Source organism: Aquimarina celericrescens (genome assembly GCF_042682765.1).
GTDB lineage: Bacteria > Bacteroidota > Bacteroidia > Flavobacteriales > Flavobacteriaceae > Aquimarina > Aquimarina celericrescens.
This window is the reverse complement of the sequence record NZ_JBHUHY010000002.1, coordinates 600061-616477: the sequence shown is the minus strand read 5'-3', so window position 1 is coordinate 616477 and position 16417 is coordinate 600061. Positions and strand designations below refer to the sequence as shown.

Below are 16417 nucleotides of genomic sequence, written 5' to 3'. Positions count from 1 at the left end.
ACCTTCAGTTTTTTATGTTTTTATAGTAAAAAAATTGTCCCAACGAAATATTCTCATCGTTACTAGACAATTTACGATTAAATTTTAAATTCAACCTCTCGTTTTCAGCAAATTGCATTAAATATGAAACTAAAATTGCATTCTGAAATACACCTCCGCTGCAAGCAATAATTTTGAAATTGTTTTTTTTGGCGATATTAATAATTATTCGAGCCAGTGTATACATAAAACTTGCTGCAATCTTTTCTTTGTTGACATCTTTCGATATTGTTTGAAACACTTTTTTGATTATATAGCTAGTGGGAATTCTTTCATACGTTTGTCCCTGCAAAAAATCTATATAATCTTTTTTATCATATCTGGAAGCACAATTTTCTAATCTCATTGCTGCTTCACCCTCGAATGTATTTATATCTGTGATATCTAATAGAGAAGCTACAGCATCAAACAGTCTGCCAACAGAAGAAGTTTTTAATGTACTGTTTTGAAGAATTTTTATATAAATTTTCCACTCGGTTTCTGAGAATTTATACTTTATATTGTTTCTGAATTTTTTAGGAGTAAGGCTTAACAATGCCAATCGTGGCTCTTGAGCCATTTTATTGTTGGCAATCCAATCAAAATATTCAAAATGAGTACTTCTTTCTATGTTTCGATTTTGATATACAAAAAATTCACCTCCCCATATTGAATTATCGTCCCCTAATCCTGTACCATCCCAAACTATTCCTAAAATCTTGTTTTTTGAGTCAAAAAGGTTATGTTCTCCCAGGACACTTGCAAAATGAGCTTTATGATGTTGTATTTGGATACATTGGGTAGACCATTTTTCGGCCAAACTCTTTCCTAAAATAGTACTTTGATACTGAGGATGTTTGTCGACAAGAATAACATTTGGTTTGGTTTCGAATACGGAAATATATTTGTTTATGGTCGCTGTATATCGCTCTGATACGTCATAGCTATCCAGATTTCCGAAATACTGACTTACATAAATATTAGCGTTAGGAATAAACGCAAAAGTACTTTTGAGATGCGCTCCCATTGCTAGTGTAGGTTTATTATAGGTACTGTTGACAGTTAAATAATTTGGAGCTAACCCTCTGGAACGTCTCAAAATTAATTGCTGATCTCCTGAAAACTTCAAAACTGAATCGTCTTGAGGGAATTGGATATCTAAATCATGATGTAAAAAATAATCTGCCACCTGGCTCAGATGCTTTTCAGCATCGGTTTGAGTAGAAATAATCGGTGAACCGTGAATATTTCCACTGGTGGCAACTATAGGAGAATTAAGTTTGTTTACTAGTATATGTAAAAGTGTAGAGGAGGGAAGCATTATACCCAATTGGTTTAGGTTAGGAGCAATAGTATTTATGGCTAATTTTTTTGGATGTTTCACAGGCAAAATTACTATAGGAGCTGCTGTAGACGTTAATGCTATTTCTGCTGTTAAGGATACTTCAACATATTCTTTGACTATATTCATAGAGGGATACAACAATGCGAAAGGCTTGTTAGGTCGTTTTTTTCTAGTTCGTAGTTCCTGAATAACTTGTTTATTATTAGCATCGCAACATAACAGGTATCCGTTTGTGTTTTTGATGGCTATGATATTTCCATCAGAAATCAAATTTGCTACTTTTGCAATAATCTCCTGTTGATTTTTCTCTATGGTTTCACTTTTTGAATTTAACAAAGTAAGTAGAACCCCACATTCGGGACAGCTGTTGGTTTGAGAATGAAATCGCCTGTCTGAAGGATTAGTATATTCACTTTTACAAGAATCACACATCATGAAACTATTCATTGAAGTATGTGCTCTTTCAAAGGGAAATTTAGAGGTGATTGAATACCGCGGCCCACAATTTGTACAGGTGGTAAAAGCATATTGAAAGCGCTTATTTTGCGAATTGGTAATTTCATTTTTACATTGATCGCATACTGCAAAATCTGGAGTAAGAGGGATGTTTATCTTACTTTTTTTTTGTGAAATATTGATACTAAAGTCCTTAAAATCTGTATACTCGACTTCTTCTACTTTATGTGATTGAAGGACTGAAATTGAGGGCTTCTTTTGAAGAAGATGTTCTATGAAATTATTAACTTTTTCTTTTGTTGTATTTAGATAAACTACAACACCGTTTTCATTATTTAATACGGCACCCTTGAGCTGGTGTTCTTTGGCTAAGCCATATATAAAAGGACGAAACCCTACACCTTGTACTTGTCCGGTTATGGTAATTTTAAAAGTGTGATACATGTATTACGCTTACACATACTTCTTTTGATTCACTTTATCCAAAAGCCACTCACACCATTGATCAATTCCTTCTTCTGTAATTGAAGAAATTTGTAGTACTTCTATTTCATGATTAACATCCTGGGCATCTTTGGTAACTGCTTCTACTGAAAATGGAAGATAAGGCAATAAATCTACTTTGGATATCAACATCATATCACTGGTTAAAAACATTTTGGGATATTTTTTTGGTTTATCATCCCCTTCGGTTGTTGCCATGAGAGTTACTCGATAATCTTCTCCTAAGTCAAAAGATGCAGGGCAAACCAAATTACCTACATTTTCAACAAATAGCAAATCAATATCTTCTAAATCAAATTGTGGTAGGACCTGATGCACCATTTGTGCCTCAAGATGACAAATACCTCCAGTTACAATTTGCAAAGCTTGAATTCCTGTTTCTCGAATGCGTTTGGCATCACGTTCGGTTTCCAGATCTCCTACCATTACTGCAATCTTAAGCTTATCTTTTAGTTTTTCAGTTGTTTTTTGTAGTAAGGTGGTTTTTCCGCTACCGGCAGAGGAAGTAATATTAACCAACAATGTATTGGCTTCCTCCATTTTTGTTCTTATGGATTCTGCTACAAAATCATTTGCCTTCAATAAATTAATATTGGTGTTTTCGCATTGAACGGTACCTCGTGCTGCTTTTGTTGATTTATCTATACTCATATTTTTGTTTTTTACTAATTCGGCATAGACCCCACTGGATTGTAATACCTGTGAAATCTTATGTATTATAACTAATCTTCAAATTCTACTTTATGTATTAACATTTCTTCTCCTTGTATAATATTCTTACTGGGTCTTTTGCAATTCTCGCACTGGAATTTATAACGTTGTATTTGTGTAATGTGATTACAAAGTTCGCATTGTATTTTTATATCTGTAGATTCTATATGCAATTGAACATGATGGTATTTAGGGTTAGTTAAGTTATAGGCACTATAGGCGTTATGCAATAAACGTGGTTCTATGTTAGAAAGCATTCCTACCTTGAGATGAATTGCCTTCATCCTATTGAGCTTCTCCTTCTCAAACTCGATCTCCAAAGTTTTTATGATACTATTTACAATTGAGATTTCGTGCATATTATTAATTAATTATTGTTCTTAATTCATCTAGTTTCTTAAGATGATTATCAGCTTGCTTCAATAAGTTTTTATCACTTACTAACTTTTTAATTTCAAGAGCTTTAGAAAACATTTCTTGATGTCTTTTTTGTTCCTCGTTATCATTTTTGTTAGGGATACGCCAATATAATTCTAGTTGGTTGAGTAAGGTTAATGTACGCTCAAATGGATAAGTGTTTGCTGTTCTTATCTGTAGAGCTTCTTCAAATAATTCTGAAGCTTTTAGAAGATTGTTATTCAATTTGGCAGGAGGAAAATTTAGTAAAGCAGTAGCATAATTATGGCTAACCGTTGCATATTCGTAGGGATACTGCTCTTTGCTATAAAAAGCCAATGCCTCTTTAAATGAAGAAGCGCAAAAGGCATTCCAGATAGGTTTTTCTTCTTCCGATACTAGGATTTCAGAATAAATTAATGCCAGATTATGATGAATCTCTGCAAATTTTTCTGGATATATACTTCTTTTAAATACTTTTAATGCATCTTGAAAGGCATTGATCGCAGGTTTATAATACTGTGGGTTTCCATTTTTGGACCAAGTATATAATAAGATGGCTTTTTTTAAAGTGGCTTCTGCTAAAAACTCCGGAATCTCTTCTTCTCTAAAATATAAAATGGCTTTATTGATGTGTTCTTTAGAAGTTAGAAAATCTTTTTTGAAATTAGCTACCTCTGACGCGTTGATAGCTAACAATCCAGCTTGTACTTTTTCATTCTTAGATTTATAAAAATCAATACTTTTTTGATATAATGCTTGCACTTCGTCTAATAATTTCTGATTGTGAGGTACTTTAAATTGAGCCATGAGAGCTGAAGCCAATTGGACATTCATCGCATTTTGTGCTTCTTCTGACATTGCCATTTCTTTGAATGAACGTGCCATTTTTTCAGTTTCTTTGTACTCTGAGACATCCAGTAACAGGTTTAAATAATGTTTGGCCGTAAATAGTTTTAGTTCATCATTTTCAGCATAAGTTAGTGCATCCTGATACCTTTTTTTTACTTCGGTATATCCTAAAGAATTATCTAAATATCCATAATGGGATACGATTGCAGTATTATGCCAAGATTTCAAACTAACGAAAGCTATCATTTCTTTTGTAATATCATATCCAAACTTCAATGCAATTATAATATGTAAATGCTGATACAATTCTTCTTGTCCTGAAAGGTATTCGAATGCTTTTTGGTGATTGCCAATTTTAAAAAAGATCAGAGCTAATAGGTTGTTATTGGTAAAACTGACCGGAGGAATAATGTATGGTGGCAATGTGTCATACCAATCCAAAGGCAATTTTATGTAATTATCTTGTATGATTAAAATTTTAGAACTTGATTTTGGTTTATCTGTATATTCAACTACATGGACCAATTCATCCAATCTTTCAACAGATGAAATCGAGCCGAGTATTTGGTTTTTATGATTAGTTGTTGTTAATATGGTAAGCATCTTTATCTACTTTTTTAATACCTCCAGGATCTCTGGAAGCAGTTTTTTGCATATTTTGAGCATAAATTTTTGCTAACCTCTCTGACTGATAGTCTCCAATTTTCTGAATTAATATTTGTTTTGGGTCTTTGATATGTATAAAAATAAGTGACACCTCCCATCTACTATGTACAGAAGTAATTTTGTATTGCACTTCTGCATCAATTAACCAATCATCATTTTTTTGTTGAACTCTTTTCCCCATCTAATAAACATTATTTATAGTCATATTGTTATTTTGATTAGATTTGTCTTTTTGATCCATTCAAAAGATAAATCTTTATCTTTCATATCTAAATCATTATCAATCAAAACCTCCCGAATGGCAAGTGTTCTATCACCTCTTTGATTTCTGGCTTTTAATAAAAACTGTGTGGGTTTATATAATTGTATAAACCACTTACTAGTTACCGGTGTTATCAATATCCTTTTTTGATCTTTTACATACGTCACGTACGCATAGTCTATTTCTTTAAAAACTTTATTTACCAACTCATTATTGAGATATAAATGTGATGATTTTAAAGAAATCTCTGAATTCATGATAACTGAGTTAATTTTAAATCTTTTAAAATATAGTGAACCACCTTATCTCCAGCTTGCTTCACCTGATCACTTAAATTAATTTCTAATTTGGTGTTCTCAATCGCTACGAGATATACCTGAATATCATCGGGGTAATTATCTCGCAGTATTTTTTTTGCGTAAGAAAGGGCCTGGTTCCACTTCATACTGTGCAGAAAGACTATTGGATCTTCTTTTGGGGCTTTCATTATTTCATTAGCTGGAACTTTAAAAAGAGTTCCTACTGGTTCTGATGAGTTAATCACTGCATCTACCAAAATAATCTTGTCATGCCCTTTTAAACCAAAAAGCACTTCAAAAGCGGCTGTTCCCATATCGAAAATGGTGATATGATTTTTATCTCCAATTTTTTTCCTCAGTTCTTCAATAACATATATGCCAACTGCATCATCACTTCGTACCGGATTACCAAAACCCATTATGGCTGTTCGCATAAGATTTTTAGATATTAAGAAACAGAATATTTATAATTTGAATTTAGATAATTCAGCACCGCTTTTTTCATCATGTGCATGTACCGTACAAACCAAACAAGAATCAAAGGACCGAGCTACTAGACCCACTTCAACGGGATCTAATGGATCTTCAATTGTGGTTCCCATCAGGGCACTTTCTATTGGCCCCGGGTTATTACTACCATCCTGAGGACCTACATTCCAAGTAGTAGGAGCTACCACCTGATAGTTTTTAATCACCCCATCCTTAATTTCTATCCAATGTGCCAATGCACCTCGGGCTGCCTCGGTAGCACCAAAACCTTTACCATCTTTTTCGACAGGTTTGATATAAAATTCTCTATCCAGATCAATTTCAGAAAGCCATTGTTCTATAAATTTATAAATTCTTGGCGCTTCGTGCATCCTGCCCAATACTCTGGTAAATACACTCGGGCCAATCTTTTTTATAATATCACCAAATAAGGGATCCCTTATTTGGTGTTCCTTGTTCTTAGGATTAGCATTCATAACTACGCGAGCTAATGGACCTGTCTCACAAGTATACCCGTTATATCTGGGAGATTTTGACCAACTATACTGATTATCAAAATCTGAATGTTCTAATGGTTGTGACTTGGCAGGGGTTGGTAATGGTTCATCCCAAGGATGTAAACCATCTTTTTGGTTGTCGTACCAAGAATGTTTCACATCTTCACTTACCTTTAGATGATCAAATTCGTGATAATTCTCTCCATCAAAAAAACCACTGGGACTAATAAGTGCCTCATTCCTGCCTTCAATTGTTGGATTATTATATTTATCCTTATGTAAATAAGTTCCTGTGGTTAAGAATTTACCTACACCTTGTCCGAATTTATCAATCCCGAATTCTTGCCCAGCTCTAATAAAAAGTCCAAGATCACTATTTCTTTGCGAATCATTTTCATCTACCCAATCCAACATGTCTTGCCAAGACTTAATTTCCATGTAACGTTCTATCGAGCAGCCTAGCCAAACTTTCTCGAGCCAATCGTTCTTAAATTGAGTTAAAATTGCATGAGCTCTTGTAATATCTTTCAATGTTGGTGCACACATTACTCCTCCAGGAACCATATAACTTGAATGTGGCCATTGTCCTCCAAATAGCGCATATATCTGTACCGGAAGCCCACTTGCAGTAAGGCCTATTTGAAATGTTTCTCCTACATAAGCAGCCCATCGTTTTACCACTTCTTTATACAAAGGTTTATTAGCGAATTTTTTATTGGCAAGATCTGTTGCAAAAATTGCATAAAACCATCTTGGGATACTTTGTAAGGTCTCTGTAGCTTGTCCTATTGCTCGTAATAGCAAGGCATTTGGAGGTAATTTGGTTCCCCAGGCAGTATCCAATGCAGATGAAGCACAATATAGATGAGACCCTCCACAAATGCCACATATTCTTGGGGTTACTATAAGTCCTGATTGTGGATCTTTACCGGCCATAATTTTTTCGAACCCACGAAACATAGCAGCTTGAGTATGAGCCCGAGTAACCTTACCGTTATCTATATATACTTTTACATCAAGATCCCCTTCTACGCGTCCGACGGGTGATATGTTTAATTCCTTTACTGACATTTTTTATGATTTGTGTGATTATTTAGAAGTTTCCATTACTCTATCATTAACAGGCATCAGTTTATTGAAACCAGCTTCTATGTAATACGATAGTTTATTTCTTCCATGAGGCACTTCTTTCGGTAAAAAGCCCAGGTGTTTCATAGTCCTAAACACACTACCTTTCTTAAGGTCGTGATGAGGGAAACCAGGTTCAGTACAACCCAAACACGGATGATTTGCACGTGTTTTACTTGATTGTCTGTTCCATAGAATATTGTTGCAAGTCGCTCGAGTCATTGGTCCCCTGCACCCCACCTCATAAAATAGACAGCCTCCTCGTTTTCCAAAATTACCATCTACTTTTTGCGCAAAATTTATAGCATTGGTACATCCTGTCTGGACAAAATCTGTGAAGAATGTTTTAGGACGTTGGTAATCATCAATAAGCACGTCACCAATTCTGCCTACAGATATAGCCACTAAAATCTGAGTAATCCAATCAGGATGTGCGGGACATCCCGGAATATTAATAACGGGTAAACCTCCTTTTGAAATATAGTCTGCACCCAGGAAGCCTCCTTTTTTCTTTTTATGAAATTGTAATCCGGTTGATTCGCTTGGGTTAGGAGGAACTGCAGGAATACCACCCCAGGTAGCACAATCTCCTATTGCAACAACATAACCAGCAACCTTGGATAAATCTCTAATCCAATCCATCATTGGTCTATCTGCAAAGAAATTCATGGTACCGGTGTTATTGGGACCTTGGATTAGTGATCCTTCATATACCAGAATATCCATCTGGACTTTTCCCTCAATGATATCTTTTAATAGATCCTGCACCTGGTCGCCTATTTGAAGCCCCGTGGTTGGATGCCATAAAATATTTAAACCAAAATCAGTTATAAGTTCTACCACGCTGGGTTCCTCGGCATTCAGGAAGGACATAGTGTTTCCGCTACAGGCCCCGCCTTGTAGCCATAATACATTTGCCATATTTTTTTATTTAAGATGTTGTGAATGTAAAAGTTACAAATTTTTAAAAGATTTTATAGAATGGAATTATCCATTTAACATAATTACCCGTATCCTTTTGTAAATACCATGTGCTAAATAAAATCATTTGCTTCAATAGAAGGAAAAGATAAAATCCTACTGTCACCATTACAGAATTTTGTAATTATTTGCCTTCGATTCAATATTTTTGGATTAAAAATATTAAGTAATCTCAATTACTTTAGGTCTTTGTTTTTTTGCTTGTTCATGGATACATCAGGATTAATTAACTTAAATATGTGTTTGTTTACTATGCGTAAATATGATCTAAACTATCCTTAAAAGAGTTGATATAATTTGAACAGTCGTTATCTCTAAAACAAGTTAATTTTATACCTCTTTTCCTTTCAACATCATATTCCAGTACAAAAATGGAAGGATATATTTTTTTAATATCCAAAGCCGCCAATGTTCCTTTGAGGAATCTTTAATCAGCATTCTCTTCAGTTTTGGGTCAGGAGTAAATTTTTTGCTATAATCAAATTCTGCTAGTACCATTTTTCCATATCCTGTTACAAAGGGACAAGAAGAGTATCCGTCGTACCTTTTGTTGCTCAATTTTTGAAGTTCGACTAATCTAATGAGATTGCTTACTACTACAGGGGCCTGTTTTCGTATGGCAGCTCCGGTTTTGGATGTAGGTAAGTTACTTACATCTCCCAAAGAAAAAATGTTTGGATATTTTTTATGTTGAAGTGAATATTGATCTACATCTACCCAACCTGCCTCATCAGCCAGAGGAGATTTTTTTATAAAATCAGGCGGCGTATTGGGGGGTACCAGGTGAATCATATCATATTTGATACCTACAAAACTATTATCCTTATATGTGTCTATAGCCCCATTATGATTAATTTCTTCAAAATCTGGAGTTACCTTAAACCACGCGATTTGTTTTACACTGTCAATCTTTTTAAGTTCATGATTAAATTTAACATTAATTCCCTTTCTATGAACAACTTTCATTAGTGTTTTAGCAATTTCAGGAACCGAAAAAATAATATCCGATGCACTGGCAAAGACTATACCTGTTTTTTTCTTTACTCCGCTTCTTCTAAAATGATCATCTGCCAGATACATAATTTTTTGTGGTGCTCCTCCACACTTATAAGGTTTGGGTGGTTGAGTAAATAATGCAGTACCACCTTTAAAATTTTTGATCACATCCCAGGTATGGTTAGGATTTGTATAATTACTACAAACCACTCCTTGGTCTATGGTTTCCGGCAGTCCTTCCACAAGAGAAGTATCCAGTTTTAAACCGGGAGCAACAACCAAGTAGTCATAGGTATAAATTCCGTTTAATTTTGTGGTTACCGAATTGTCTTCGGGATCAAAAGAGACCACACTGTCTTTTATCCAATCTGCTTTTTTAGGTATAACATCGGCCATCGACCTTTTAGTCCTTTCATAATTGTAAGTGCCTGCGCCTACCAAGGTCCAGGCAGGTTGATACCAATGTGTTTCTGAAGGTTCTATAATACCAACGGCAAGATCAGGATCTTTTCTGAGCAAACCACTAGCGGTCATAATGCCTCCTGTTCCTCCTCCTATAATTAGTATTTCATAATGTGTTTTCATACGTTTAAGTCTTTTAGCTAATTGAAAATTAATCAATTAAACAATTGAGAACGTATGTAACTATTACGCCCTCACGTTAAAAAAATCAAATATCATTTCCTGTAAATAAATTTTTAAAATTTGTTAATATTTGTTTCATCAGTCCAATTTTAGTTTTTGTATATACTACTATAATAATGAGGTAGGAGCTACGTATTCTGAAATCTTAAATTTTTCACTCTCCTTGATAGCTTTCATTCCTCCATGAACATCGATCAGGTTTTTATAACCTTTGGATCTTAGAATAGATACAAATATCATAGAACGATACCCACTTCGACAATGTACATAATAGGTTTTGTTTTTGTCTATTTTAGTCATGCTGTCCTTAAGATAATCCAAGGGGGTATTTATGGCATTTTCTACATGTTCACTATTATATTCACTGGATCTGCGAACATCCAAAATACTTATGTCTTTTGATTGCGCGATCTCAGCAAGTTTTTCTGCCGTTACAGAAGTTATGGTTTCAGTTTCTTTTCCAGCGTTTATCCATGCTTTAATTCCTCCTTTTAAGTATCCCAGAGTGTTGTCAAAACCTACTCTTGCCAGGCGTGTTGCGACTTCTTCTTCACGTCCTTCATCGGCAACAATAAGTATGGGCTGTTTTACATTCATGATGGTAGTACCTACCCAAGTAGCAAAACTTCCGTCTATTCCAATATTATAAGAACCATGAATAAATCCTTTGGCAAAAATTTTCGGGTCTCTTGTATCAATTATGATCGCTTGACTATGGTCTAAAGCTGTTTCAAAAGCTGAAGGGCTTAACGCGATGGTTCCTTTTTCTACCACGTCATCAACGCTTTCATATCCTTGTATATTCATCAATACATTTTGCGGGAAATAACCTGGAGGAGGTGTTAAACCAGTGAGGACTGCGTCAATGAAATCTTCTTTGGTCATATCTGCTCTTAAGGCATAATTTGTTTGCTTTTGATGCCCTAGTGTATCGGTAGTTTCATCACTCATCATTTTTCCGCAGGCACTTCCGGCACCGTGTCCTGGATATATAATAATATCATCTGGTAATGGCATTATTTTATTTCGCAAAGAATCAAATAAATGAGCAGCTAATTTCTCCTGAGTAAGTTCAGAAATTACTTTTTGAGCCAGATCAGGACGACCAACATCTCCAATGAACAATGTGTCACCTGTAAATAGAGAGGTCTGATTTCCATTTTCATCAATAAGCAAATAACAACTACTTTCCATAGTATGCCCTGGAGTGTGAATGAGTTTAATTGAGGCATTACCTAATTTAAATTCCTGACCATCTTTTCCAATAATGGCATTAAAACCGGTTTTCATGGTTGTTGGGCCATATACAATATCAGCTCCTGTTTTTTTTGCCAAGTCAATATGGCCTGAGACAAAATCAGCATGAAAATGTGTTTCGAAAACATATTTGATAATTGCATTTCGTTCTTGTGCCATTTTGATATAAGGATCCACTTCTCTTAATGGATCAATTATAGCTGCTTCACCATTACTTTCAATGTAATAGGCACCTTGTGCTAAACAGCCCGTATAAATTTGTTCTACTTTCATGATTTTTCTTCTTTTTTAAATTTTCAAACTAAAATTACATGGACTCAGAAAGTTTTGCAGTAACTTTTGTTACACAGCCGGGGATACTCCTCATTCCAAAATAAGATTATCTAAAAATATATTTGGAAAGTAACTAATACAATGACCGTTGTCATCTTTTAAATCTATAAGCGATAGTAAATTTGATAACTCTTACCACAACATTAAAAAGTTGTAAAGACTACTACATGAACAAAGATTCTCATGCCATATCAATTTCAGATATTACCACTCGGTTACATGTAGATCCTCAAAAGGGACTTACTTATGATGAAGCTAAAAAACGCCTTAGTTATTATGGTGAGAATAAGCTAAAACATAAGAGAGCAAAAAGTAGTTGGATTATCTTATTAGAACAGTTTCTTGACCCTGTTATTTATGTTTTGGGAATAGCGATGATATTGGCATTTGTTTTTACAGAATGGTTAGAGGGTTTTGCCGTATTGGTAGTCATTCTTATTACCGTTTTAATAGGCTTTTTTATGGAGTTGCAAGCGGTTCGGTCTATAGAATCCCTTCGTAAAATGGTACAAACGATGGCTAATGTAATGCGTGGTGGAAACATACAGCACCTAAAATCAAATCATATCGTGCCTGGAGATATTATTCTATTAGCTCCAGGTGATCTTATACCTGCAGACGCTCGTTTGATTTGGCATCAAAGTTTGGCTGTTAAGGAAGCCGCACTCACAGGAGAAAGTAATCAGGTGGATAAAAATCCAAAGACGCTTCCTATACAAACTTCTTTGGCAGAACAAACCAATATGGTTTTTAAAGGTACTGTGGTGGTAAGAGGCAATGCTAGGGCTGTGGTGACTGCAACCGGGAATCAAACTCATATTGGCCAGATAAGCAGTCTTACGCAAGAAGCAGATAAAAGCAGGAATCCTTTAGAGAAACGATTACATCAACTAAGTCGATGGCTTATTGGATTTACATTGATTCTTGCTTTGATTATCGTTGTAAGTGGATATCTTCAGGGGAAAGACTTGTTTTTAATGATGAAAACAGGAATTGCTCTGGCTGTTGCAGCAATTCCTGAAGGATTACCAATTGTGGCTACTATTGCATTAGCAAAAGGAATGGTTAAACTTTCTAAACAAAAAGTAATCATCAAGAAACTGGAAGCAGTACAAACCTTAGGCGAAACCAACATTATTTGTACTGATAAAACAGGAACATTAACAGAAAATAAAATGTCTGTCCATGAACTTGTTTTGCATGATAGAATATTGAAATCTGCTGATTTCATTGATATAACCTCCTTAAGAGACTTAAAAAGTAATGATGTTTTCACAAAAATTATTGAAGTAGCGGTTTTGTGTAATAATATGGGTTCACAAGGAAAGGAAATGAATGGTGATTCTATTGAAATTGCTCTTATTGATTTTGCTGAAAAAATTGGATATGATATTGTTAAGCTTAGAAATCAATATCCTGAGCTGGAAGAAATTCCTTTTGATGCAGAACAGAAAATAATGGCTACTCTCAATCAGAATAAGGATCAATATACGGTCTATATTAAGGGTGCTATCGAGAATATTATCGAATTCTGTGATACAATTATTACCGAAGAAGGAGTAAGACCTTTAAAGGATAAAGAAAAATGGTTAGCTACAGGAAATTCAGTCGCTTCTGAAGGTTTGCGTGTTTTGGCATTTGCATACAAAGACACAGAAAACAGACCAAACATTAGTGAATTTACAAAGAAACTTGTCTTTGTAGGACTTATAGGATTTTTGGATCCTCCTCGAAGTGATATCAAACAAGCTATAAAAACCTATAAAGATGCAGGAATCAAAGTAGTTATGATCACAGGGGACCATCCAGATACAGCTAGGAAAATCGCTGAAGAAATAGGATTGCTGAATAAAGATGATGTTAATAAAAAAGTCATACACGGTAGGACAGTTCACATTTCAGAAAAATTAGACTCAAAGGAAGAAAACAAAATCCTAAATGCTAAGGTTTTTGCCAGAATGATCCCTAAACAAAAATTGGATTTAGTGAATTTTTATCAAAAGCACAATTCTGTCGTTGGGATGATCGGGGATGGTGTCAATGATGCCCCTGCACTTAAAAAAGCAGATATTGGTATCGCGATGGGTATTCGGGGGACTGAAGCCGCAAAAGAAGTTGCAGATGTGATTCTTATGGATGATCAATTTACTTCTACTGAATTGGCGATACGGCAGGGGCGAACAATATTTGGTAATATTCGCCATTTTGTTGTGTATTTGTTGTCTTGTAATTTTGCAGAGATTATTGCAGTTGCGGTAGCTTCTTTATCCAATTTACCACTCCCTCTACTACCATTGCAAATACTTTTTCTTAATTTAGTAACCGATATATTTCCAGCTTTGGCGCTGGGTATGGGTAGAGGACAAGATGGAATTATGAAACAGCCACCACGTACTCCTGATGAGCCCATTATTACCAAAAAGCTTTGGATATCCATCATTATCTATGGATTATCTATAACATTAGCAGTTATTGGGGTAACAGTGTATGCACATTTTGTAATGGATTTATCTGCCAAAGTTGTGAATAATATGGCTTTCTTTACACTGGTCTTGGCACAACTATTTAATGTGTTTAACATACCTCACCGCCATGTATCATTCTTCAAAAATGAGGTGACCACTAATCTTTGGGTGTGGGGTGCAATTGGGTTATCTTTACTAATCATGTTAATTGCTTACTACATTCCGTTACTAGAACTGGTGCTATCATTGACGACATTATCAAAAGAACAATTTACCATTATAGGCCTTTTTGGAATAAGTGCTTTGGTTTTGACACAAATTATTAAACGATTGGGAGGAACGATATGATAACATTAACAAACAACGCCCTTCAAATTTTGAGAGATCGCTATCTTTTAAAAGATAAAAATAGGAATGTTCTGGAAACTCCAGAGCAAATGTTTCGACGTGTTGCGCGATTTGTTGCTTCTGCCGAGGAAGATAATATAAAGTGGGAGACTAAATTTTTTGAACTAATGTCAAAACTTGAATTTTTACCAAATTCTCCAACATTGATGAATGCAGGAGTAATAAAAGGTCAGCTGAGTGCCTGTTTTGTTCTACCTGTTAAGGATAGCTTGGAAGATATTTTCTCTACCCTAAAAAATTCAGCCCTTATTCATCAAAGTGGAGGGGGGACTGGGTTTAATTTTTCCGAACTACGTCCAAAAGGTGATTGGGTCACTTCCTCTGGAGGTACTTCTTCTGGTCCAGTCGCTTTTATGAAAATATACGATGCCGCAACAGAATACGTAAAACAAGGTGGAAAACGAAGAGGAGCCAACATGGGAATCCTGAATATTAATCACCCCGATATAGAAGAATTCATTAATTCAAAATCAGATGACCGCATTATCCAAAATTTCAATATTTCTGTAGGAATTACCGATGATTTTATGAAGGCAGTACAGAAAGATCTGTATTGGGATTTAATTAACCCGCGGACAAAGACTATCGCAAAAACAATAAAAGCGTTGCACTTATGGGAAAATATAGTACAACAAGCCTGGAAAACAGGTGATCCGGGATTGGTCTTTTTGGATATTATAAATGCCTATAATCCATTACCGGATTCTGGAAAAATACAAAGCACTAATCCTTGTGGAGAAGTTCCTCTGTTGGACTATGAGAGTTGTAATCTTGGATCCATAAATCTTTCTAAACTGGTTATAGTCTCATCTAATACACCTAGAATTAATTGGGTTAAATTGGCAGATCTTATTGCGGTATCTATACGGTTCCTGGATAATATTATTAGTGTTAATCATTATTTATTACCTGAGATAGAAGCCATAACAAAAGCACATCGTAAAATTGGATTAGGGGTAATGGGATGGGCAGAATTATTAATACAATTAGAGATCCCTTATGCTTCAGATGAAGCTGTGCAATTAGCAGAAAAGCTTATGAATTTTATTAAAGAAAATAGTTATAAAGCCTCATCTCAATTGGCAAAAGAAAAAGGAGCTTTTCCTCAATGGGGAAATAGCCACTATTTAAATGATATTAAACTTCGTAATGCCACATGTAATAGTATTGCACCAACCGGAACAATCTCAGTAATAGCAAATACTTCCTATTCTATAGAACCTTTGTTTGCGTTGGCTTATGATCGAGTCGGAATCCTTGGTGGAAAAACTCAAACTGAAATGAATTCACTTTTTGTTCAAAAGATGAATGTTTCAGGATTATGGAATCAAAAACTTAAAAAAGAAATATTAGAACATGGAAGTTTAGATAATATTGATCTAGTTCCTGACGAAGTAAAGAAACTTTTCAAAACCAGCCTCGAGATTCCCTGGCGTTATCATTTACTCCATCAAAAGGCATTTCAGAAATACACCGATAATGCGGTATCTAAAACCGTTAATTTACCTGAAAATGCTACCATCACAGATGTTTCAGAAATATATTATACCGCCTGGAAATATCAATTAAAAGGAATTACAACCTACCGTTACGGGAGCAAAGACAGGCAGGTACTTCAAAAATGCAATTTAAATACAGGAGTAGAGTGTTAAGCTACATTTGTTTATTATTAATTGTTGAGCCTTGGTTGTAGATTTTTTTACTTAATA

The 16417-nt window shown here is 34.9% G+C and carries 13 protein-coding genes; 2 read left to right on the top strand and 11 right to left on the bottom strand.

All coding sequences use genetic code 11. From position 1 onward, the window contains the following. Nucleotides 1–4: 4 nt before the first annotated feature. The 11 genes from hypF to ACFSJT_RS02720 form a co-directional block, all read right to left on the bottom strand. Nucleotides 5–2263: a carbamoyltransferase HypF gene (hypF, locus tag ACFSJT_RS02770; protein ID WP_378318670.1), complete on the bottom strand. Its 2259-nt coding sequence runs from the start codon at nt 2261–2263 to the stop codon at nt 5–7. Between the two features lie 9 nt (nt 2264–2272). Next, entirely contained in the window at nt 2273–2974 is a 702-nt protein-coding gene (gene hypB, locus ACFSJT_RS02765; RefSeq protein ID WP_378318669.1) for a hydrogenase nickel incorporation protein HypB, read from the bottom strand. 71 nt (nt 2975–3045) lie between these two features. Continuing rightward, entirely contained in the window at nt 3046–3393 is a 348-nt protein-coding gene (locus ACFSJT_RS02760) for a hydrogenase maturation nickel metallochaperone HypA/HybF (protein WP_378318668.1), read from the bottom strand. A 4-nt stretch (nt 3394–3397) separates the two neighbouring features. Next, a complete protein-coding gene (locus ACFSJT_RS02755) occupies nt 3398–4885 on the bottom strand; it encodes a hypothetical protein (protein ID WP_378318667.1) in 1488 nt (495 codons plus the stop codon). Beyond that, nucleotides 4860–5129, bottom strand: coding sequence for a hypothetical protein (locus tag ACFSJT_RS02750; protein WP_378318666.1), 270 nt, complete (start codon nt 5127–5129; stop codon nt 4860–4862). Before ACFSJT_RS02750 ends, ACFSJT_RS02755 begins: the two co-directional genes overlap by 26 nt. A gap of 20 nt (nt 5130–5149) precedes the next feature. Beyond that, nucleotides 5150–5467: a hypothetical protein gene (locus tag ACFSJT_RS02745; RefSeq protein WP_378318665.1), complete on the bottom strand. Its 318-nt coding sequence runs from the start codon at nt 5465–5467 to the stop codon at nt 5150–5152. Beyond that, a complete protein-coding gene (locus ACFSJT_RS02740) occupies nt 5464–5943 on the bottom strand; it encodes a hydrogenase maturation protease (protein ID WP_378318664.1) in 480 nt (159 codons plus the stop codon). The genes ACFSJT_RS02745 and ACFSJT_RS02740 overlap by 4 nt, the downstream gene beginning before the upstream one ends. Nucleotides 5944–5973: 30 nt before the next feature. Further along, nucleotides 5974–7566, bottom strand: coding sequence for a nickel-dependent hydrogenase large subunit (locus ACFSJT_RS02735; RefSeq protein WP_378318663.1), 1593 nt, complete (start codon nt 7564–7566; stop codon nt 5974–5976). A gap of 18 nt (nt 7567–7584) precedes the next feature. Then, a complete protein-coding gene (locus tag ACFSJT_RS02730) occupies nt 7585–8544 on the bottom strand; it encodes an NADH-quinone oxidoreductase subunit B family protein (RefSeq protein WP_378318662.1) in 960 nt (319 codons plus the stop codon). A gap of 390 nt (nt 8545–8934) precedes the next feature. Then, a complete protein-coding gene (locus ACFSJT_RS02725) occupies nt 8935–10185 on the bottom strand; it encodes an NAD(P)/FAD-dependent oxidoreductase (RefSeq protein ID WP_378318661.1) in 1251 nt (416 codons plus the stop codon). Nucleotides 10186–10353: 168 nt separating this feature from the next. Next, nucleotides 10354–11775 (bottom strand): MBL fold metallo-hydrolase, encoded by a 1422-nt coding sequence (locus ACFSJT_RS02720; RefSeq protein ID WP_378318660.1) that lies wholly within the window; start codon nt 11773–11775, stop codon nt 10354–10356. 227 nt (nt 11776–12002) lie between these two features. Here ACFSJT_RS02720 and ACFSJT_RS02715 point away from each other — a divergent pair, with 227 nt between their 5' ends. Together ACFSJT_RS02715 and ACFSJT_RS02710 are read left to right on the top strand one after the other, a co-directional pair. Then, nucleotides 12003–14648: a cation-translocating P-type ATPase gene (locus tag ACFSJT_RS02715; protein ID WP_378318659.1), complete on the top strand. Its 2646-nt coding sequence runs from the start codon at nt 12003–12005 to the stop codon at nt 14646–14648. Further along, nucleotides 14645–16360, top strand: a complete 1716-nt coding sequence (locus tag ACFSJT_RS02710) for an adenosylcobalamin-dependent ribonucleoside-diphosphate reductase (RefSeq protein WP_378318658.1) — start codon at nt 14645–14647, stop codon at nt 16358–16360. The genes ACFSJT_RS02715 and ACFSJT_RS02710 overlap by 4 nt, the downstream gene beginning before the upstream one ends. The last annotated feature ends 57 nt before the right edge of the window (nt 16361–16417 follow it).